The organism is Agromyces albus, assembly GCF_004134825.1.
Taxonomy (GTDB): domain Bacteria; phylum Actinomycetota; class Actinomycetes; order Actinomycetales; family Microbacteriaceae; genus Agromyces; species Agromyces albus.
On the sequence record NZ_SDPN01000035.1, the window covers coordinates 1 to 20,527 of the forward strand.

Sequence of the window (20,527 nt, forward strand, 5' to 3'; positions counted from 1 at the left end):
GCCTCGGGCGAGCCCGCCGTCTCGTCGGCGGTGACCGCCGCCGCATGGTTCGGGAAGCCCAGGAGGCGAGCCCGCTCGGCGCGGAGGCGCACGAGCTCGAGGAGCGTCGCGCGGGTGTCGTGCTCGCCGCCGCGGCATCCGCGGGCCCGCGAGGCCGCGAGGAGCCGGTCGCGCACCTCGGGCGACTCCAGGTTCGTGAGCGCCGGCTGGCTCGTCGGGAGCACGAGCGTGAGCAGCCAGCCGTCGAGGCCGCGGGCACTCGCTGCCTCGCGCGCGGCCGACTTCGTGCCGGGATCGAGGCCCGCGAGCTCGGCCTCGTCGGTCAGGTGGAGCGCGAGGTCGTTCGTGTCGGCGAGCAGGTGCTGCTGGAAGGCGGTCGTGAGCGTCGAGATGTGCTCGTTCAGTGCGGTCAGTCGTTCGCGCTCGGCCTCGTCGAGGGCGGCACCCGCGAGGGTCGCCTCGCGGTGGTATCGCTCGAGCAGGTACGCCGACGCGGCGTCGAGGTCGAGTTCATCGGCAGCGGCGCGGAGGGTGTCGATGCGGGCGTACAGCCGCGGATCGAGCCGGATCGCATCGCGGTGCGCCGAGAGCAGCGGCGCGAACTCCGACTCGATGGCGTCGATCGCCTCGTCGGAGTTCGCCGAGCTCGCATTCTCGAAGACGGGGAGCACTCGCCGCAGCAACTCGCCGGATTGCTCGAGCGCGACGATCGTGTTCGAGAAGGATGCCGGTTCGGTGCCGGCCGCGATGGCCTCGACCTCTTCGCGCTGCTCGCGCATGCCGATCGTGATCGCCTCGCGATAGTGCTCAGGCCCGATGAGGGCGAACTGCGGCAGCAGGTACGGGAGCGGACTCGGTTCGAGGAACGGGTTCGTCTGATCGCCCATCCGTCAACCATAGTTCGTGTCGCGCGGCTCGCCCGGGAGCATAGGGTCGAGGTATGGACGAACACGCCCGGCCCGGCAAGGCCGCACCTCGAGACGCCTATACACATGGCCATCACGAGAGCGTTCTTCGCATCCACTCCTGGCGCACGGTGGCGAACTCCGCCGCGTATCTCGTGCCCCACCTCAGGGAAGGTCTCCAGCTCCTCGACGTCGGCAGCGGTCCTGGCACGATCTCGATCGACCTCGCCCGTCGCGTGCGGCCCGGCCGGGTCATCGGCATCGACGCGTCGGAAGAGGTCGTCGCGAAAGCCAACGGCCTCGCTGAGAGCGAAGACGTGCACAACGTCGAGTTCCGCGCTGGCGACGCCTACGCGCTCGACTTCGACGACGACACGTTCGACGTCGTGCACGCACACCAAGTGCTGCAGCATCTCGGGCGACCCGTCGAGGCGCTGCGCGAGTTCCGGCGCGTGCTGAAGCCGGGCGGCATCGTCGCCGTTCGCGACGTCGACTACGGCGGCGTCATCTGGAGCCCCCCGTCAGCGGGCCTCACCCGGTGGCTGTCGCTCTACCACGACGTGCACGAATGGAACGGCGGCGAGCCCAACGCCGGTCGCCAGCTGAAGCGCTGGGCGCGAGAGGCGGGGTTCTCCGACCTCGAGGCCGGCGGTACGACCTGGGTCTTCTCCTCAGCGCTCGAGCGCGAGTGGTGGGGCGGCTCGTGGGCCGAACGGGCGACCGAGTCGCAGTTCGCGGCGCACGCGATCGAGTCGGGTCACTCGAATCCTGAGGAGCTCCGCCAGATCGCCGAGGCATGGCGCGACTGGGCGGCCGACGACGACGGATGGTTTCTCATGCCCCACGGCGAGATCATCGGGCGAGCCTGACGAGCGCGCGCTACCAGTCCTCATCGACGTCGTGGGCGTCCACGATGGTGTCGCGCACGACGGTGCCGTCGTCGAGTTCGGCGATCGGCCGCCCCTCGAGCCAGGTGAGGGTCCAGTGACGGTTGCCGCCGCCGCCCGGGTGGGACGCTTCCGCGGCCGCGATGCGGTCTCGGAGCTCCGCCGGAACGGATGCCGGCGGCTCATCGCCGAACGCCCACCGCGTGCCGAGTCGCATCACGCGTCCATCTCGTAGGTCACCCAGCTCGTGCGCCGGGCGAGCTCGTCGTAGAGTCGCTGCGCCTCGGCGTTGTCGGCCGCCGTCGTCCAGGTCACGCCACCCGTGCCGAGCTCGGCGGCGCGAGCATGCACGAACTCGATGAGCCCACGCCCGATGCCGGCGCCGCGGTGCTCCTCGTCGACGTAGAGGTCGTCGAGGTGAATGCCACGGGTCGCCTTGAGCGTGTCGGGTACGGCGCGGAACTGCGCGAGACCCACCGGCCGACCCTCGTCGTCGACCGCGAGCGCGGCTTCGAGCGGGTTCGCGTCGTCGCGAATCCAGTTCCACACGATGAGCGCCTTGGCGTCATCGAGCTCGGTGTCGTAGAAGTTGCAGTAGGCCTCGAAGAGCGGCAGCCAGCCGAAGAAGTCCTCATCACCGGCCATCCGGATCTCGTGCGTCATGGTTCCTCCTATTCCGAGGTGATCTCGAACACGACGTCGCGGACGTGGAACTCGTCGGCCTCGACGAAGTCGATCTCTGCGATGCGTCCCACCGCCCGCAAGTCGGGTGCCGCAGCTTCGAGCAGGGTGATGGCCGCGGCGGGCGCCGCGATCGCGGCGCTCACGACGGGCGTCTTCTGCGATGCCTTGGCATCGGTCTTGGCGCGACGGATGCCGGTGAGGGCGAGGCTCGCGAGTTCGAGGAGCTCGACGCCCGCTTCGCCGCGCGCGGCGAGTTCATCATCAGTCGGCCAGGGAGCGGTGTGCACCGAGGTCGTGTTCGACCAGCGCCAGGCCTCCTCGGTCGCGAAGGGGATGACCGGGGCGAAGAGCCGGAGCAGCACGCTCAACGCGGTCTTCAGCGCGGCGACCGCCGAGGCCTGCTCAGGGCTCGGCGCGCCGTAGGCGCGCTCTTTCACGAGTTCGAGGTAGTCGTCGCAGAAGGTCCAGAAGAACGTCTCGGCGGACTCGAGCGCGCGAGCGTGGTCGTAGGTGTCGAGCGCCCGTGTGGCGCGGTCGACGACGTCGCTCAGCTCGGCGAGCATGCTGCGGTCGACGGGCACGGTGACCGGGGCATCCGCCGACCCTTCGAACCCGAGGATGAACTTCGCCGCGTTCAGCACCTTGATCGACAGTCGCCGGCCGATCTTCACCTGCGTCGGGTTCTGCAGGTCGAACGCGGCATCGGTGCCGAGGCGCGAGGATGCCGCCCAGTAGCGCACCGCGTCGGAGCCGTGCTGCTCGAGCAGGCCAGCCGGGGTGACGACGTTGCCCTTTGACTTCGACATCTTCTTGCGGTCGGGGTCGACGATGAATCCCGAGATCGCCGCACTCGACCACGGCGCGACGCCGTGCTCGAGCTCGGCGCGAAGGGTCGTCGTGAACAGCCACGTGCGGATGATGTCTTGACCCTGCGGGCGCAGCGAGTAGGGGAAGACGAGCTCGAAGAGCTCGGGGTCGCGCTCCCAGCCGCCCGCGAGCTGCGGCGTGAGCGACGAGGTCGCCCACGTGTCCATGACGTCGTGCTCGCCGACGAAGCCGCCGGGGACGCCGCGCTGCGTCTCGTCGAAGCCGGGCGCCGCTGCCGACGACGGATCGACGGGGAGCATCTCACGGGTCGCGACGATCGGCTCGTCGAAGCGCGGCTCGCCCGCGTCGTCGAGCGGGTACCAGACGGGGATCGGCACGCCGAAGAAGCGCTGCCGGGAGACGAGCCAGTCGCCGGAGAGGCCCCCGACCCAGTTCTCGTAGCGCACGCGCATGAAGTCGGGTCGCCAGTCGATCTCTCGCCCGTGGGTGAGCAGGCGGGTTCGGAGCTCTTCGTCGCGAGCGCCGTTGCGGAGGTACCACTGGCGGGTCGACACGATCTCGAGCGGCCGGTCGCCCTTCTCGTAGAACTTGACCGGGTGGGTGATCGCCTTCGGCTCGCCGATGAGGTCGCCCGAGGCGCGGAGGCGCTCGACCACGGCCTGGCGAGCGGAGAAGGCGGTCTTGCCGGCCAGTTCGGCGAAGGCCGCGCGGCCCGCCTCTGACGTGATCGCGTCGGGGGTGTCGGCGATGATGCGGCCGTCGAAGCCCACGATCGCGCGGTTCGGCAGGTCGAGCTCACGCCACCACACCACGTCGGTGATGTCGCCGAACGTGCAGATCATCGCGATGCCGGTGCCCTTGTCCTTCTGGGCGAGGTGGTGCGCAACGATCGGCACCTCGACACCGAACACCGGCGTCGTGACGGTGGTGCCGAAGAGCGGCTGATAGCGCTCGTCGTCGGGGTGGGCCACGAGTGCGACGCAGGCCGGGATCAGTTCGGGACGGCTCGTCTCGATCTCGATGCCATCGCCGTCGGCTCGCCCGAAGGTGACCCGGTGGTAGTGCCCGGGCTGCTCGCGATCTTCAAGCTCGGCCTGGGCGACGGCGGTGCGGAAGGTGACGTCCCAGAGCGTGGGGGCGAGCGCCTGGTAGGCCTCGCCGCGCTCGACGTTGCGCACGAAGGCGAGCTGCGACGCGAAGATCGACTCGTCGCCGATCGTGCGGTAGGTCTGGGTCCAGTCGACCGAGAGGCCGAGCATGCGCCAGAGCGCCTCGAACTGCTGCTCGTCTTCGACGGTGAGGCGCTCGCACAGCTCGATGAAGTTGCGCCGACTGATCGGCACCTGATCGGCGGCCTTGCTGCTCTTGCCGTCGCCGCCCTCGAACGGCGGCACGAAACCAGCGACATAGGGCAGGGTGGGGTCGCAGCGCACGCCGTAGTAGTTCTGCACGCGTCGCTCGGTGGGCAGGCCGTTGTCGTCCCAGCCCATCGGGTAGAACACGCTCCGGCCCCGCATGCGCTGGAACCGCGCGATGACATCGGTGTGCGTGTACGAGAAGACGTGGCCGATGTGCAGCGAGCCCGACGCCGTGGGCGGGGGAGTGTCGATGGAGTAGATCTGCTCGCGAGTCGCCGATTCGCGGTCGAAGCGGTAGATGCCCTCACGCTCCCATGCGTCTCCCCAGACGGATTCGAGGCCCTCGAGAGCGGGCTTGTCGGGAATGCGCGGGGTGTCGGTCATGATGCTCCGGTTCGATATCGGCGGCACCGTGTCGGTGGTGAGGTGCCTGATTGTGACGATCCAGCCTAGCGGAGACCCTCGCGGGCGCCGATGGCGCGAGCTGGGACCGCGGCAGCTCGGCGGCCGTCAGTGCACGAGTCGCGGTGAGTCGGCGACGAGTTGCGCGGTGTACGGGTGCGCCGGTTGGGCGAACACCTGCTCGGCGGCGCCGGCCTCGACGATCCTGCCGCCCTGCATCACCGCGACCCGGTCGGCCATGTGCCGAACGACACCGAGGTCGTGCGAGATGAAGAGGCACGCGAGTCCGCGCGAGCGCTGGAGCTCGTCGAGCAGGTCGAGGATCTGCGCCTGGATCGTCACGTCGAGGGCCGAGACCGGTTCGTCGCAGATCAGCACCTCGGGCGACGCGGCGAGTGCGCGAGCGATCGCGACGCGCTGGCGCTGCCCTCCCGACAGCGTGAGCGGGCGCCGGTGGGCGACGGATGCCGCGAGCCCGACCTGCTGGAGCAGCGCGGCGACGCCCGGGGCGGGGGCGCCCCGCTCGGTGCCGGACGCGGCATCCGCGAGGATCCGGCCGACGTTCCACCGCGGATCGAAGGAGCTCAGCGCGTCTTGGTAGATCGCTCCGATCCGTGGGCGCATCGGACGTCGCTCCGCCTCGCGGAGCCGTGACCACTCGGTGCCGTCGAGCACGACGTCGCCGGAGTCGGGCTTCGTGAGCGCGAGCGCGAGTCGCGCGACGGTGGTCTTGCCCGAACCCGATTCGCCGACGAGTCCGAGCGTCTCGCCGCGGTGGACGCTCAGCGACACGTCGTCGACGGCGGTGAAGCGCCCGTCCGCGACCTCGAACGTCTTCGTGACATGGTCGAGGGCCAGCAGCGGGCGCTGATCGCGGAGCGCGGGTAAGGGCGTCTCGATCGCAGTTCGGGCGGTGGCGACAGCCTCGGCCTCGGCCGCGGGCGGACGATCGACGACGCTGAGCGGCATCCCACGCGGCGTGCCGCTCGGGACGGCGGCGATGAGCGCACGGGTGTACGCGGTGCGCGGCGCCCCGAGCACCTCGGCCGTGGTGCCCTCCTCGATGACCGCTCCATCACGCATCACGAGGATCCGGTCGGCGAGCTCGCGGACGACCGCGAGATCGTGGCTGATGAGCAGCAGCCCGGTGCCGTTCGCCGTGAATCGGGCGAGCAGTGCGAGGATCCGTGCCTGCACGCTCACGTCGAGCGCGGTCGTCGGCTCGTCGGCGATGAGCAGGGGCGGATCGAGCGCGATGGCGGCGGCGATGAGCGCGCGCTGGCGCAGTCCGCCCGACAGCTCACCCGACCGCTGGCGTGCCGCGAGGGCGGGATCCGGCATGCCGACGCGGTGGAGGAGCTCGAGCACCCTCGCGCGGCGGGCGGTCGGCGGCATCCGCTCATGGAGGCGCAGCGGGTCCTCGATCTCGCGGCCGACGGGGCGAAGCGGGTCGAGTGACACGAGGGCGTCCTGCAGGATGAGGCCGACGTCGCGTGCTCGCACCCGCTGCCACTCTCGCTCGCCCGCCGACCCGAGCTCGCGGCCCCTCACGCGCAGCCGCTCGCTCGAGGTGCGGGCATTCGAGCCCGCGAGGCCGAGGAGGGCGCGCGCGGTGACGCTCTTGCCCGAACCCGACTCCCCGACGATCGCGACGCATTCGCCGGGGCTGATGCGGAGCGAGACGCCGCGCACGACCTCGGTGCCGCCGAACGAGACCCGGAGATCTGCGACGTCGAGCACGGGGGAGTCGGGATCGATGGTCACGAGGGCCCCCTGCCCCGACGCGCGAGCGCTCGACCGAGCACGGTCGTGGCGATCGTGGTGCCCACGATCATGAGGCCCGGGAACACGGTCATCCACCAGGCGCCGGCGAGGTAGGTGCGACCGGCGGCGAGCATCGCGCCCCACTCGGCGGCCGGCGGCTGCGCACCGAGTCCGAGATAGCTGAGTGCCGACGCCCACACGATCGCCTGGCCGATGCCGAGCGTGGCGAGCACGAAGATCGGCACGAGCGCGTTCGGCACGATGTGCCGGGCGAGGATGCGCGCGGGGGAGTGCCCGAGCACGCGGGCCGACTCGACGAACTGCGCCGAGCGGATCGAGACGAGCTGGCCCCGGATGATGCGCGCGTATCCGGGTGCGGTCGAGAGCCCGACGGCGATGGTCGCCGTGACTGGGCCCGGCCCGTAGATCACGATCACGAGGAGCGCGAGCAGCAGGCCGGGGAACGCGAAGAGCACCTCGACGACCCGGCTGACGCCGAAATCGAGCGCGCGCCCGCCGAAGCTCGCGAGCACGCCGAGTGCGAGTCCGAGCGCGAGGCCGATGGCCGTCGCCGTCACGCCGATGAGCAGCGACGTGCCGGTGCCGGCGATGACGCGGCTGTACACGTCGCGCCCCGATTCGTCGGTGCCGAACCAGTGCGCAAGCGACGGCGACCGGAATGCCTCGGCCGCCGCGATCTGGTTGGGGTCCTGCGTGGCGACGAGCCCCGGGAAGCACGTCGCGGCGACGAGGAACAGCACGAATGCGATGGCGAGCAGCGTGCCGACGCGCGGCAGCCGATCGCGTCGGCGCGGCGGACGATGCTCAGCGGATGCCTCCACCGTCGTCTGTCGCAGTTCGAGCTCGCTCATCGGTTCGCCTCCTGCCGCAGCCTGGGGTCGGCGATGCGCGACGAGACATCCGTGAGCACGGTCATGAGCACGTAGACGAGCGCGATGAGCAGCACGACACCCGTGACGACCGGGATGTCGCGGAGGGTCACGGCTTGCAGGAGCGTGCGGCCGAGTCCGGGCATCGCGAAGATCGTCTCGACGACGACGGCGCCCGAGAGCAGCCAGCCGAGGGCCCAGCCCGAGAGGCTGATGCCGGGCAGCGCTGCATGCCGCACGGTGTGCCGGAGCCGCACGCCCGTGGTGCTCTCGCCGCGGGCGCGGGCGGAGACGACGAACGGCTGCTGCATCGCGTCGAGGAGGCTCTCGCGCATCACCTGGGCGAGGAATCCGGCGAGCGGCACCGCGAGCGTGACGACGGGCAGTACGAGCCCTGCCGGCGTGCCGGTCGCGACGGGCGGCAGCCAGCCGAGCCCCGAGCTGAAGATCGCGATGAGCACCGCGGCGAGCCAGAAGTGCGGCAGCGCGGCCGCCGTCAGCTCGATGCCCTCCCCGACGGCCGTCGAGACGCGACCGCGTCCCGTCGACCAGAGCGAGAGGCCGAGCGCGAGGATCCACGCGAGCACGAGGGAGAGGAGCGCGAGGAGCATCGTGCCGCCGAGCTGGGCGCCGAGGAGGTCGGCAACCGGCACCTTGAGGGCGTACGACGAGCCGAGGTCGCCCGTGAGCAGCCGACCGAGCATCGCGAGGTACTGCACGAGGAGCGGCTGGTCGAGGCCGTAGTCGCGTCGCACCTGGTCGAGCGCCTCTTGAGAGGCCTGCGAGCCGGGGCCCCCGAGGATCGCCTGTGCTGGGTCGCCTGGGATCAGCCGGATCGCGAAGAACGTGAGGGTCGCCACCGCCCACATGACGAAGACGGCGCCGGCGACGAGGAGGCCCGCGTGGCGGATCGTGCGACCTCGCCGCTGCCTCCGGGGGTCAGCCGGCGAGCCACGCGTCATAGAAGCTCGGCGTCGAGACGGTGGAGATGGCGCGAGCCCCCTGCACCTCCGTGCTCAGCAGGAAGCTGTTCTGCTGGTCGTAGAGCGGCAGGAGGTAGTAGCCGCCGAGGATGAGCTGCTGTGCCTGCTCGTAGAGCTCGGCGCGAGCGTCTGGCTCGCTCGTGGCGGCAGCCTCGGTGAGCAACGCGTCGACATCGGGGTCGTTCAGCTGGGAGAGGTTCGCGAAGTACCCGCTCGGCGCCGGGGTGATGCTGTCGGAGTGGTACACGATGCGCAGCACGTCGGGCCCGACCTTGGTGTAGGGGGCGCTCACGATCTCATACTCGTGTGCGAACAGCGCGCCGTACCACCCCGAGAGGTCGAGGAGCTCGATGACGACCTCGAAGCCGGCGTCCTTCGCCGTGGCCTGCACCTGCTCGAACAGCGACTGCTCTGCGGGGATCGACTGGTTCGTGCTCACGGGGAAGCGGAGCGTCAGCCGGGCGCCGTCCTTCACGCGGTAGCCCTCGGCGTCGCGCTCGGTCCATCCGGCCTCGTCGAGGAGCTCGTTCGCCCGATCGAGATCGGTCTCGAACAGCGACTCGTCGGAGTAGGCGAGCGCCTCGACGGAGGAGAGCGCGGAGTACGACCGCTCGGCGGTGCCGAAGAAGAGCGCGTCGATGCCGTCGTTGACGTCGACGGCGCGGATGAACGCCTCGCGTACTCGCTCGTCGTCGAACGGGGCCTGGCCGGAGTTCAACTCGATGCGGTTCGACGCGCCGGGGCGCGGCGCGTCGATCCACGTGAACGCGTCGCCCTGCTCGGCGGCGGCGATGGTGTCGGGCTGGGGGTTGTCGATCACGTCGACCTGGCCGCCCTGCAGCGCCGCGTAGCGCGAGGCCGAGTCGGGCACGAACCGCCACTCGATGCCCTCGAGGTAGGCGGGCCCTTCGTGCGCGGCGTCGGCGGGCGGCGACGAGTAGTCATCGTTGCGCACGAGTGAGATGTGGTCTTGCTTCACCCACTCGTCGACGATGAACGGGCCGGTGCCGACGGGCGCCTGGCAGTTCTCCTCCATGCCGCGGGCGATGCCGGCCGGCGACTGGATGGCGGTCCACGGCTGGCTGAGCGACTCGAGGAGTGCACTGTCGGGCGCGGTGAGCACGAACCGCGCCTCGAGGTCGTCGACGACCTCGACCTGCTCGACCTTGTCGAGCGCCAGGTAGCCGGTCGACGATTGCGTCGCCGGGTCCTGCAGGTGCTCGACGTTCACCTTGACCGCCTCGGCGTCGAACGGCGTGCCGTCGGTGAACGTCACGCCGTCGCGCAGCGTGAAGTCCCACACGAGGCCGTCGGAGGAGACCTCCCACGAATCGGCGAGCCACGGGATGATCTCGCCCGACTCGTCACGCGAGACGAGCGACTCGAGGAACTGGCCGGCGATGAGCGCCTGCGGGTAGTTGCCGCCGACGTGCGGGTCGAGGCACGTGGGCTCGGCGTCGCCGCTCGCGTAGGTGACGGTGCCGCCCGAGACCGGGTCGCCGGATGCCTCGGGCTCGGCGGCCTGGCAGCCGGCGAGCGCGATCATCGACACGAGGCCGGTCGCGAGGATGCCGAATCGGCGGGTCGGGCGGGTGGTCACTGGTGCAGCACGCATCGAGGTCCTAGCAGGAGGGGAGAGGTGAAGTCGGGGCGCTCTTCGTCGCGTGCCCGAACTCATCCTGTCACCGCGCGTCGCGGGCAACAAGCAACTTGTTCTACTTTCGATAGAACAATAGAATCAAGCCGTGCTCATCCGAATCGACCCGGCTCGATCGACGCCCCTGTACGAGCAACTCGCCTCGGCGATCAGGGCGTCGATCATCGACGGTCGCATCTCGGGTGGCGAGCGTCTCCCGGCGGCGCGCGAGCTCGCTTCTTCGCTCGAGGTCAACATGCACACCGTGCTCCGCGCTTACCGGCTCCTCCGTGACGAACACCTCATCGAGCTGCATCGCGGGCGCGGCGCGGTGGTCGTCGTGCGCATCGGCGGCCACGGTGCCCTCGCCGGCGCCATCCACGACCTCGTCGACGAGGCGAAGGCGCACGAGGTTCCCGAGCAGGCCCTGCTCGAGCTCATCAGCGAGGCGTACCGGTGGAGCCCGACTGCCCACGGCATGGTTCGTCCGGCGGCGACACGATAAGCTGGGGCGACCGACATCGATCCGGCCATCACCGGGGAGTCTTCGGAAGAACGCGAACGGATGCCTCGAGGCATCCGCTCGTCACTAGAACCGAACGGGCAGGCCCGTCACAGCCGACAATGAGGGGTCCCGGAGCATCCGGGGCAAGCGAGGTGGTACCGCGGCGGAGCTCGATCGAGCGGCCGGCGTCCTCGTGTGAGCATCCGTCCCCGCAAGGAGCGAGCGTGTACCCGCGTACCCCAGACGACCACGGCGTCGCCCCGTCGCCCGACTTCCCCGCCGTCGAGCGCGAGGTGCTGGCCTTCTGGAAGGCCGATGGCACCTTCCAGGCCTCGGTCGACCAGCGCGAGGGCGCGCGCGAGTGGGTGTTCTACGACGGCCCGCCGTTCGCCAACGGCCTTCCTCACTACGGCCACCTGCTCACGGGCTACGCGAAAGACCTCTTCCCGCGCTTCCAGACGATGCGCGGCCACCAGGTGCACCGCCGGTTCGGCTGGGACACCCACGGCCTCCCCGCCGAGCTCGAAGCGGAGCGCCAGCTCGGAATCACCGACAAGAGCGAGATCGAGGAGATGGGCATCGCGGCGTTCAACCAGGCCGCTCGCGACGCCGTGCTCCGCTACACGAAGGAGTGGGAGGAGTACGTCACGCGCCAGGCGCGCTGGGTGGACTTCGAGAACGACTACAAGACGCTCGACGTGACGTTCATGGAATCCGTCATCTGGGCGTTCAAGACCCTGCACGACCAGGGCCTCGCCTACGAGGGCTACCGGGTGCTGCCGTATTGCTGGCGCGACCAGACGCCGCTCTCGAACCACGAACTGCGCATGGACGACGACGTCTACAAGATGCGTCAAGACCAGACGGTCACCGTCACCTTCCCGCTCACCGGGCCCAAAGCGGAGTCGCTCGGTCTCACGGCCGTGCGGGCCCTCGCCTGGACCACGACGCCGTGGACGCTGCCGACGAACTTCGCGCTCGCCGTCGGCCCCGACATCGAGTACGCGGTCGTGCCGGCGGGCCCGAACGGCACGCCCGACGCGACGGTCCTGCGCGAGCGGGTCGGGGTATCCGACACCGAGGTGCTCGGCGGCGAATACCTCCTCGCGCTCGATCTCGTCGGCAACTACGCCAAGGAGCTCGGCTACGAGGCCGCCGACGACGCGCGCGCCGCGGTGTCGCGCACGGTGCTCGGCGCCGAACTGGCCGACGTCACCTACGACCGGCTCTTCGAGTACTACGCCGACGTCGAGCACTTCGGGTTGCAGCGCGCCTGGCGCATCCTCGCGGCCGACTACGTCACGACCGAAGACGGCACCGGCATCGTGCACCTCGCCCCCGCCTACGGTGAAGAAGACCAGAAGATCGGCGAGGCCTCCGGCATCCCGGTGGTCATCTCGCTCGACGAGGGCGGCCGGTTCCTGCCCGACGTCACGGATGTCGCGGGCCAGCTCTGGAGCGACGCCAACAAGCCGCTCACCCAGATCCTCAAGGCCGAGGGGCGTTTGCTCCGCCAGGCGAGCTACGAGCACTCGTACCCGCACTGCTGGCGCTGCCGCAATCCGCTCATCTACAAGGCGGTTTCGAGCTGGTTCATCCGCGTGCCCGAGTTCCGCGATTCGATGGTCGAGCTCAACCAGCAGATCAACTGGGTGCCCGACAACGTCAAAGACGGCCAGTTCGGCAAGTGGATCGGCGGCGCCCGCGACTGGTCGATCAGCCGCAATCGGTACTGGGGCTCGCCCATCCCGGTGTGGAAGAGCGACGATCCCGCGTTCCCGCGCGTCGACGTCTACGGCTCGCTCGCCGAGCTCGAGCGCGACTTCGGCGCACTCCCGGTGAACGCCGCCGGCGAGCCCGACCTGCACCGGCCCTACATCGACGAGCTCACGCGCCCGAACCCCGACGACCCGAGCGGGCGCGCGACGATGCGACGCATCCCCGACGTGCTCGACGTGTGGTTCGACTCGGGCTCGATGCCGTTCGCCCAGGTGCACTACCCCTTCGAGAACCGTGAGTTCTTCGAGGCGCACAACCCCGCCGACTTCATCGTCGAGTACATCGGGCAGACCCGCGGATGGTTCTACACGCTGCACGTGCTCTCCACGGCGCTCTTCGGCCGCCCTGCCTTCAAGAACGTCGTGAGCCACGGCATCGTGCTCGGCAACGACGGCCAGAAGATGTCGAAGTCGCTGCGCAACTACCCCGATGTCAACGAGGTGTTCGATCGCGACGGCTCCGACGCGATGCGCTGGTTCCTGATGTCGAGCTCTGTGCTTCGCGGCGGCAACCTCATCGTCACCGAGGAGGGCATCCGCGAGGGCGTGCGCCAGCTCATGCTGCCGCTCTGGAGCACGTGGTACTTCTTCTCGCTGTACGCGAACACCGCTCGCGAGGGCGGCTACGAGGCATCCCGCCAAACCTCCTCGACCGATGTGCTCGACCGGTACCTGCTCGCGAAGCTCGGCGACCTCGTGACCGCGGTCACGGCCGACCTAGAAGACTTCGACTCGCCGCTCGCGGCGGCGAAGCTCCGGGACTTCGGCGATGTGCTCACCAACTGGTACGTCCGGCGCTCGCGCGACCGGTTCTGGGCGGGGGTCGGCGCCGACGGCGCCGGTCGTGAGGCGTTCGACACGCTCTTCACCGTGCTCGAGACGCTCACGCGGCTCGCGGCGCCGCTCCTGCCCCTCGTCTCCGACAAGATCTGGCGGGGACTCACCGGCGGTCGCAGCGTGCACCTCGCCGACTGGCCCGAGGCGGCGGAGTTCCCGGCCGATCCGGCGCTCGTCGCCGCCATGGATTCCGTGCGCGAGATCAGCTCGGCGGCGCTCTCGTTGCGCAAGCAGTCCGGTCGCCGCGTGCGACTGCCCCTCGCGAGCCTCACGGTCGTCACGACGGATGCCGCGGCGCTCGCGCCGTTCGAGGGCATCCTCCGCGACGAGCTCAACGTCAAGGCCGTCGACCTGGTCGCACTCGACGAGTCGAGCGCGGGCGCCTACGGCGTCACGAAGCGGCTCACCGTCAACGCGCGAGCGGCCGGGCCGCGGCTCGGCAAGACCGTGCAGCAGGCGATCAAGGCCGCGCGCGACGGCGACTGGACGCTCGACGGCGACACCGTCGTCGCGGGCGGCATCGCCCTCGACGCCGGCGAGTACGACCTCGTGCTCGAAGCAGGTGGAGCGGGCGACGGGGCGCGAGCGCTCGCGCTCCTCGCCGACGGCGGATTCGTCATCCTCGACACCTCCACGACGCCCGAGCTCGAGGCGGAGGGCCTCGCGCGCGACGTCGTGCGTGCCGTGCAGGAGGCGAGGAAGTCGGCCGGGCTCGCCGTGGGCGATCGAATCCGCCTCGGCCTCACCCTCGATCACGCCGGCGCCGAGGCGGCGACCCGGCACCGTGGGCTGATCGCGGGCGAGACGCTCGCGGTGGAACTCGACATCGCCGCGGCAGCCGACGTCGCGAACGCCGTCGCCGCGAAGCCCGTCGGCGACGGATCCGCCCTTCTCATCGACTTGGAGCAGCGATGACCGACGACCAGACCGAGGCCTTCGACCGCGAAGAGCGCGAGGCCGCCGACGCCGTCTACGAGACGCTGCTCGCACGAGTCGGCGAGGGCTCACCCGAGCCGCGGCTGCAGCCCACCCGTCGTGCCGTCGAACTGCTCGGCGACCCGCACCGCGCGGCGCCCGTCATCCACATCACGGGCACGAACGGCAAGACCTCGACGAGCCGGATGATCGAGAGCCTCCTGCGCGCCTCGGGCCTGCGCACGGGCCTGCTCACGAGCCCGCACCTCGAGCGGTTCACCGAACGGATCCGCATCGACGGCGAGCCCATCTCCGATGAGGCGATCGCTCGCAACTGGGAGGAGACCGCGCCGTTCATCGCGATGGTCGACGCCGAGCTCGAGGCGGCCGATTCCGCGCCGCTCACGTTCTTCGAGGTGCTCACCGTGCTCGCCTTCGCGTGCTTCGCCGACGCCCCGGTCGACGTGGTCGTGCTGGAGGTCGGCATGGGCGGCGAGTGGGACTCGACGAACGTCGCCGACGGCCAGGTCGCGGTGTTCACGCCCATCGCGCTCGACCACCAGAGCCGGCTCGGGTCGACGATCGAGGCGATCGCACGTACGAAGTCGGGCATCATCAAGCCCGCGGCATCCGTCGTCTCGGCGAAGCAGCCCGACGTAGCGAGCGCGGTGCTCGCCGAAGCCGCCGAGCTCACCGAGTCGAGCCTCGCCTTCGAAGGAGACGCCTTCGACGTACTCGACTCCCGCGTGGCCGTGGGCGGCCAGCTCGTGTCGATCCGCGGCCTGGCGGGGGAGTACACCGAGGTCGTGCTTCCGCTCTTCGGGCGCCACCAGGCCGAGAACGCAGCCGTCGCCGTCGCCGCCGTCGAGACCTTCATCGGCGGGGGAGCGGTGCGGCTCGCCGACGAGGTCGTGCACGAGGGGCTCGGCACCGCGTCATCGCCCGGGCGCCTGCAGAGCATCGCCGCCGACCCGGCGGTGCTCGTCGACGCGGCGCACAACCCCCACGGTGCCGCCGCGCTCGTGACCGCCCTCGACGAGTACTTCGACTTCGACGAGGTCGCGTTCGTGTTCGGCGTGCTCGCCGACAAGGACGCCGCCGGCATCGTCGACGCCCTCGCGGGCACCGCTGGCATCTTCGTCGTGACCGCACCCGAGTCCGACCGGGCCCTGCCCGCGGCGGAGCTCGCCGCGTTCGTGGCCGGCCGCGTCGGCGCAGAGCGCGTGCAGTTCGCGGAGCGCATCGACGACGCACTCGAGGACGCGCGGGGGTGGGCGGCCGATGCGCCGAAACGCGCCGTCGTCGTCACGGGCTCGATCGCCCTCGTCGGCGAGGCGATGGCCATCGCCGCCGACCGCGGATGGGGCCGCGCATGAGCGAGGCCGCACCCGCCGCGGCGCCGCGCTCCCTGCAGCAGACCCTCGCGTCGATCGTGCTCGCGTTCGAGGTGATCGTCGTCTTCCTCGCGTCCCTCGTCATCTGGGGGCTCGCGGCTCCCGGCGAGGGCGACGTGCCCGCTTGGGTCGCGCTCGTCGCGGGCGGTGTCATGATCGTCGCGCTCATCGCGACGATCGGCCTGCTGCGATTCCGCTGGGCGTATGCCCTCGGCTGGCTCATCCAGGCGCTGATCCTCGCCGCGGGGTTCCTCAACCCGACGATGTTCGTCGTCGGGGCACTGTTCGGCGGCATGTGGTGGTACTGCATGGTCGTCGGCGCACGAATCGACCGAGCACGGACGGCTGCAGCCGATCCAGGAAAGGAACAGGAATGACCACCCCGATCGAAGAGACCCTCGTGATCGTCAAGCCCGACGGCGTCGCACGTAACCTCACCGGAGAGATCCTCCGCCGCATCGAGGCGAAGGGCTACTCCCTCGTCGACATCCGGCTCGTCCAGGCCGACCGCGAGATCCTCGCGAAGCACTACGCCGAGCATGAGGGCAAGCCGTTCTACGAGCCGCTCGTCGAGTTCATGCAGTCGGGGCCTGTGGTCGCCATGCGCGTCGCCGGCAACCGGGTGATCGAGGGCATCCGCTCGCTCTCGGGCGCGACCGACCCGACGACGGCGGCACCCGGCACGATCCGCGGCGACTTCGGCCGTGATTGGGGCCTGCGCGTGCAGCAGAACCTGATCCACGGCTCGGACTCGCCCGAGTCGGCCGAGCGCGAACTCGACCTCTGGTTCACCTGAGCGGATGCCGCGCCGGCCGGTTGAACCGGCCGGCGGGCGCTCCTCGACTCAGCGGGACAGGTTCTGCAGGTCGATCATCACGAGCGGGATCGCGTTCATGTGCACTTGCGCGAGCGCGACGACGATGCCGTAGCAGACGACGGTGATGAGCGGGATCCACTTGAACCACGCGGCTGCAACGCGCTGCACACGTGCCGATGAGGGAATGTTCCCCGCTCGCAGGTTGTGCAGCGTGACCGCCCAGAATGTGGGGATCGTCACCGCCCAGGTGAGCATGCACCACGGGCAGAGCACGTAGAGCACGTAGATGCTCTGCACGATGAGCCAGACCACGAACACGAGCGCACCGGCCACGCCGAGGTTGAAGACGACCCAGAACCAGCGTGGGAAGCGTGCGCCGGCGAGCACCGCCACTCCGACGAAGATCACCGCCGGCCACGCCATGAGGCCGATGAACGGGTTCGGGAACCCGAACACCTCTCCTTGGGCGGAGTCGAGGTTCACGCTGCACCCGACGAGAACGCCGACATTGCACGACGGAACATGGCCGGCATCGGCGAGCGAGAGCACCTTCTCGACCGAGAGTGCGAACGCGGCGAGGAGGCCGAGGACCCCTGCGATCACGAGGAAGATCGCCAGGGCGACGGGCCGAGCCCGCCGGGAAGAGTCCGCCATGCTCGGATTATGGCACGCCGTAATCCACACCATGCTGTGAGACCGTGCGATAATCGAATGAGTCGTCCGGGCCGCGCCCGGCACGACGCCAATGAAGGCTTTGAGGATGCACCGCATCCGAGTGAGCGGGCGAACGCACCGCGAGACGTGGCGACACAGGCAACCTGCCGGTCGCAGTAATGAAGGATTGGCGGTTCTGCGCACGGCGTAGAACCGCTCGAGACGAGTACGGAACGACGGCGCGGCCGTCGGAACCGGCGTAGGAGTGCACCAGAGATGGTGGAAGGCAACGAGAAGAACAACAACGAACCCGAAACCGGCAGTGGCGCACCGAAGCGACGTGGGGGCCTTTTCGGAGCCCGACGTTCGGCTCGGAGCCGCGCGGTTCAGGAGCAGCGGCCTGCCGCGATCCTCGAACCCGCGCCCGCGTCCCCCGAGGTCATCGACACTGCGGCACCGGAGGCCGTGCAGACGGCGCCCGTGGTCGAGCGCACGACCGCAGCCGGAGGCGACGACACGACGTCGGGGCCCTTCACCGCGGTCGCGGTGAGCGACGAGGTCGCGACATCCGACACCGATGACGTACCGGCTCCCGCCAAGCGCTCGCCGATCCCGGCCGTGCTCTCGACGACGTCGCTCATCTTCCACGCCCCGCCGGTGCTCGCCACGCCCGAGGGCGAAGAACCGCAGACGCGTGGCGAGCGACCCGAGCGCGGCGAACGGCCCGAACGCGGTGGCTCGCCCGAGGGCGATGAGCCGTCGAGCGTGCGCCGCCGCACTCGCCGCCGGAGTGGCGAAGAGGGTCGCGCCACGAGCGATGAGTCGGCCAACACGGTCGTCAGGGTGCGAAAGCCCCGCGAGCCCGAGCTGATCACCGAGCCGCAGAAGGTCAAGGGCTCCACGCGACTCGAGGCGAAGAAGCAGCGCCGTCGTGATGGTCGCGATGCCGGCCGCCGCCGGACCGTGATCACCGAGGCCGAGTTCCTCGCCCGCCGGGAGTCCGTCGACCGCAAGATGGTCGTGCGCTCGAAGGCCGGACGCATCCAGATCGGCGTGCTCGAAGACGGCGTGCTCGTCGAGCACTACGTCGCGCGCAACCAGGACTCCTCGCTCATCGGCAACGTCTACCTCGGTCGCGTGCAGAACGTGCTGCCGAGCATGGAGGCCGCGTTCGTCGACATCGGCCGCGGCCGGAACGCCGTGCTGTACTCCGGCGAGGTCGACTGGGATGCCGCTGCCGAGAACGGCCAGGCGAATCAGCCGCGACGCATCGAGCTGGCCCTGAAGCCCGGCGACCGCGTGCTCGTGCAGGTGACGAAGGACCCGATCGGCCACAAGGGCGCCCGGCTCACGAGCCAGGTCTCGCTGCCGGGCCGTTACCTCGTCTACGTGCCGAACGGGTCGATGAACGGCATCAGCCGCAAGCTTCCCGACACCGAGCGCGCTCGCTTGAAGAAGATCCTGAAAGAGGTGCTTCCCGACAACGTCGGCGTCATCGTGCGCACCGCGGCCGAAGGCGCCACCGAAGAGCAGCTCACGCTCGACGTGAACCGTCTCATCGCGCAATGGGCCGACATCTCGAGCCAGCTCGAGAAGGTGCAGGCGCCTGCGCTGCTGCACTCCGAGCCCGACCTGCTCATCAAGATCGTGCGCGACGTCTACAACGAGGACTTCCAGCACATGGTCATCGCCGGCGACGAGGCGCGGCAGACGATCGAGTCCTACGTGCGCCAGGTCGCCCCCGATCTGCTCGAGCGCATCCAGCCCTACGAGCGCGAGCGCGACGCGTTCGACGAGTTCCGCATCTCCGAGCAGATCGAGAAGGCGCTCGACCGCAAGGTCTGGCTGCCGTCGGGCGGCTCGCTCGTCATCGATCGCACCGAGGCCATGACGGTCATCGACGTCAACACGGGCAAGTTCGTCGGCTCGGGAGGCAACCTCGAAGAGACGGTGACGAAGAACAACCTCGAGGCGGCCGAGGAGATCGTGCGCCAGTTGCGCCTGCGCGACATCGGCGGCATCATCGTCGTCGACTTCATCGACATGGTGCTCGAGTCGAACCGCGACCTCGTGCTGCGCCGGCTCGTCGAGTGCCTCTCCCGCGACCGCACCAAGCACCAGGTGGCCGAGGTCACGTCACTCGGCCTCGTGCAGATGACCCGCAAGAAGCTCGGCCTCGGCCTGCTCGAGTCGTTCAGCGAGCCGTGCGAGGTCTGCGCCGGTCGCGGCATCATCGTGCACCACGAACCGGTCGTGAAGCACCGCCAGCAGCAACAGCAGCAGCAGCCCGAGCGGCGTCGTGGTCGAGGCGGTGCGCCGTCGCAGGCGGCCCAGCAGCCCGACGAGGCCAAGGCGCAGACGGGCACGCACGCGATCACCGACGACGTGAAGCATGCGCTCGCGCAGATCGCGGCGTCGACGATCGTGCACGCCGAGCAGAAGCCCGAGACCGCGGCATCGAATGCCGTGAGCACGACGCGGTCGGCTGACGAAACCGATGGCGCCCCTGCGGCATCGACCGGGAGGACCGCGGGCGGCCGCCGCAGCCGTCACCGCCGGGTGACGCAGGAGCAGGGCGCGGCTGAGTCTGCTCCCGCCGCCGAGCCGACGAGCTCGACCGTGACCGCGCCGGTCCAAGACACTGCTCGCGACAGCGTGCAGCTGCTCGATCTGCCGGTGCCGCCCGTGGAGCGCAAGCGTCCCGCGCGAGCGCCCGAGGCCGAGGTGCTGCTCGATTCGGTGCTCGACGCGCTGCCTGCTCCGAAGAAGGCGGGCGAGGGTCGCGCACGCAGCCGTCGCGTGTCGACTGCGGCGCTCAGTGGTGCCGGCGGGGTGCCGGTCATCACGCGCGCCGACGGCTCCGATGCCTCCGAGTCATCCGTCGACGGCTGACCCCGACGCGCGGGCACGCCGTTCACGCGGCGTGACCCGCAGCCCGCTGCGGCGGAGCCGGGCGACGAGCTCGCGCGGCGAGACCGGCTCAGCGCCGGCCGCGACGAGCTCGTCGTATCGCTCGACGGGCACGTCGAAGTGGTCGAGGTCGAACGAGCGCGGCGGCAGGCCGACGCGGCGGGCGAAGGCCTGGAGCTCCTCGATCGAGGCGTCGCTCACGAGGTGCGCCCACACAGTGCCGTGCTTCGGCCACAGCGGCGTGTCGATGAGCACGGTCATGCGCCGATCCTACGCGCGAGCCTCCGCGACGCGCCGTAAGTCGCGCGTTTGACCGGCCACCCTTGATCGGATAAACTCGACCGTTGGTGCCACCGCTTATCACGGTGTGCCCGCACAGT

Annotated in this window: 16 protein-coding genes and 1 pseudogene; 7 read left to right on the forward strand and 10 right to left on the reverse strand. The window is 70.1% G+C overall.

Going from position 1 to position 20,527, the window contains the following annotated elements:
* Nucleotides 1-887, reverse strand: a pseudogene (locus ESP51_RS15385) (M3 family metallopeptidase); the annotation flags it as partial.
* Nucleotides 888-940: 53 nt separating this feature from the next.
* On the opposite strand from ESP51_RS15385, the gene ESP51_RS15390 reads away from it, so the two are divergent.
* A complete protein-coding gene (locus tag ESP51_RS15390) occupies nucleotides 941-1,774 on the forward strand; it encodes a methyltransferase domain-containing protein (protein WP_129521779.1) in 834 nt (277 codons plus the stop codon).
* 10 nt (nucleotides 1,775-1,784) lie between these two features.
* Here ESP51_RS15390 and ESP51_RS15395 read toward each other — a convergent pair whose 3' ends face one another.
* The 7 genes from ESP51_RS15395 to ESP51_RS15425 all read right to left on the reverse strand — a co-directional run bounded on the left by ESP51_RS15395 (nucleotide 1,785) and on the right by ESP51_RS15425 (nucleotide 10,316).
* Nucleotides 1,785-2,009 carry a hypothetical protein gene (locus ESP51_RS15395; RefSeq protein WP_129521780.1) on the reverse strand — a complete coding sequence of 75 codons (225 nt, stop codon included), beginning with the start codon at nucleotides 2,007-2,009 and terminating at the stop codon, nucleotides 1,785-1,787.
* On the reverse strand, nucleotides 2,009-2,455 hold the full coding sequence (locus tag ESP51_RS15400) for a GNAT family N-acetyltransferase (protein ID WP_129521781.1): 447 nt from the start codon (nucleotides 2,453-2,455) through the stop codon (nucleotides 2,009-2,011). The genes ESP51_RS15395 and ESP51_RS15400 overlap by 1 nt, the downstream gene beginning before the upstream one ends.
* A gap of 8 nt (nucleotides 2,456-2,463) precedes the next feature.
* The gene (valS, locus tag ESP51_RS15405; protein ID WP_129521782.1) at nucleotides 2,464-5,046 is read right to left on the reverse strand and encodes a valine--tRNA ligase; all 2,583 of its coding nucleotides are present in this window, start codon (nucleotides 5,044-5,046) and stop codon (nucleotides 2,464-2,466) included.
* 126 nt (nucleotides 5,047-5,172) lie between these two features.
* Nucleotides 5,173-6,828 carry a dipeptide ABC transporter ATP-binding protein gene (locus tag ESP51_RS15410; RefSeq protein WP_241843199.1) on the reverse strand — a complete coding sequence of 552 codons (1,656 nt, stop codon included), beginning with the start codon at nucleotides 6,826-6,828 and terminating at the stop codon, nucleotides 5,173-5,175.
* Nucleotides 6,825-7,700 (reverse strand): ABC transporter permease, encoded by an 876-nt coding sequence (locus tag ESP51_RS15415; RefSeq protein ID WP_129521783.1) that lies wholly within the window; start codon nucleotides 7,698-7,700, stop codon nucleotides 6,825-6,827. The genes ESP51_RS15410 and ESP51_RS15415 overlap by 4 nt, the downstream gene beginning before the upstream one ends.
* Nucleotides 7,697-8,680 carry an ABC transporter permease gene (locus tag ESP51_RS15420; protein WP_129521784.1) on the reverse strand — a complete coding sequence of 328 codons (984 nt, stop codon included), beginning with the start codon at nucleotides 8,678-8,680 and terminating at the stop codon, nucleotides 7,697-7,699. The genes ESP51_RS15415 and ESP51_RS15420 overlap by 4 nt, the downstream gene beginning before the upstream one ends.
* Nucleotides 8,658-10,316, reverse strand: coding sequence for an ABC transporter substrate-binding protein (locus ESP51_RS15425; protein ID WP_129521785.1), 1,659 nt, complete (start codon nucleotides 10,314-10,316; stop codon nucleotides 8,658-8,660). The genes ESP51_RS15420 and ESP51_RS15425 overlap by 23 nt, the downstream gene beginning before the upstream one ends.
* A gap of 130 nt (nucleotides 10,317-10,446) precedes the next feature.
* Between ESP51_RS15425 and ESP51_RS15430 the strand changes: the two genes are divergently transcribed.
* The 5 genes from ESP51_RS15430 to ndk all read left to right on the forward strand — a co-directional run bounded on the left by ESP51_RS15430 (nucleotide 10,447) and on the right by ndk (nucleotide 16,562).
* Nucleotides 10,447-10,842 carry a GntR family transcriptional regulator gene (locus tag ESP51_RS15430; protein ID WP_129521786.1) on the forward strand — a complete coding sequence of 132 codons (396 nt, stop codon included), beginning with the start codon at nucleotides 10,447-10,449 and terminating at the stop codon, nucleotides 10,840-10,842.
* A gap of 224 nt (nucleotides 10,843-11,066) precedes the next feature.
* Nucleotides 11,067-14,372: an isoleucine--tRNA ligase gene (gene ileS, locus ESP51_RS15435; RefSeq protein WP_241843200.1), complete on the forward strand. Its 3,306-nt coding sequence runs from the start codon at nucleotides 11,067-11,069 to the stop codon at nucleotides 14,370-14,372.
* Nucleotides 14,369-15,748, forward strand: coding sequence for a bifunctional folylpolyglutamate synthase/dihydrofolate synthase (locus ESP51_RS15440; protein WP_129521788.1), 1,380 nt, complete (start codon nucleotides 14,369-14,371; stop codon nucleotides 15,746-15,748). Before ileS ends, ESP51_RS15440 begins: the two co-directional genes overlap by 4 nt.
* Nucleotides 15,745-16,143: a DUF4233 domain-containing protein gene (locus ESP51_RS15445; protein ID WP_164990548.1), complete on the forward strand. Its 399-nt coding sequence runs from the start codon at nucleotides 15,745-15,747 to the stop codon at nucleotides 16,141-16,143. The genes ESP51_RS15440 and ESP51_RS15445 overlap by 4 nt, the downstream gene beginning before the upstream one ends.
* A complete protein-coding gene (ndk, locus tag ESP51_RS15450; protein ID WP_129521790.1) occupies nucleotides 16,140-16,562 on the forward strand; it encodes a nucleoside-diphosphate kinase in 423 nt (140 codons plus the stop codon). Before ESP51_RS15445 ends, ndk begins: the two co-directional genes overlap by 4 nt.
* A 48-nt stretch (nucleotides 16,563-16,610) precedes the next feature.
* Here the strand turns inward: ndk and ESP51_RS15455 are convergent, their stop codons facing one another.
* Entirely contained in the window at nucleotides 16,611-17,237 is a 627-nt protein-coding gene (locus ESP51_RS15455) for a vitamin K epoxide reductase family protein (RefSeq protein ID WP_129521791.1), read from the reverse strand.
* A 276-nt stretch (nucleotides 17,238-17,513) separates the two neighbouring features.
* Between ESP51_RS15455 and ESP51_RS15460 the strand changes: the two genes are divergently transcribed.
* Nucleotides 17,514-20,129: an Rne/Rng family ribonuclease gene (locus tag ESP51_RS15460; protein ID WP_129521792.1), complete on the forward strand. Its 2,616-nt coding sequence runs from the start codon at nucleotides 17,514-17,516 to the stop codon at nucleotides 20,127-20,129.
* Here ESP51_RS15460 and ESP51_RS15465 read toward each other — a convergent pair.
* Nucleotides 20,112-20,408 carry a DUF4031 domain-containing protein gene (locus tag ESP51_RS15465; protein ID WP_129521793.1) on the reverse strand — a complete coding sequence of 99 codons (297 nt, stop codon included), beginning with the start codon at nucleotides 20,406-20,408 and terminating at the stop codon, nucleotides 20,112-20,114. The two genes, ESP51_RS15460 and ESP51_RS15465, sit on opposite strands and share 18 nt — an antisense overlap.
* Nucleotides 20,409-20,527: the final 119 nt, after the last annotated feature.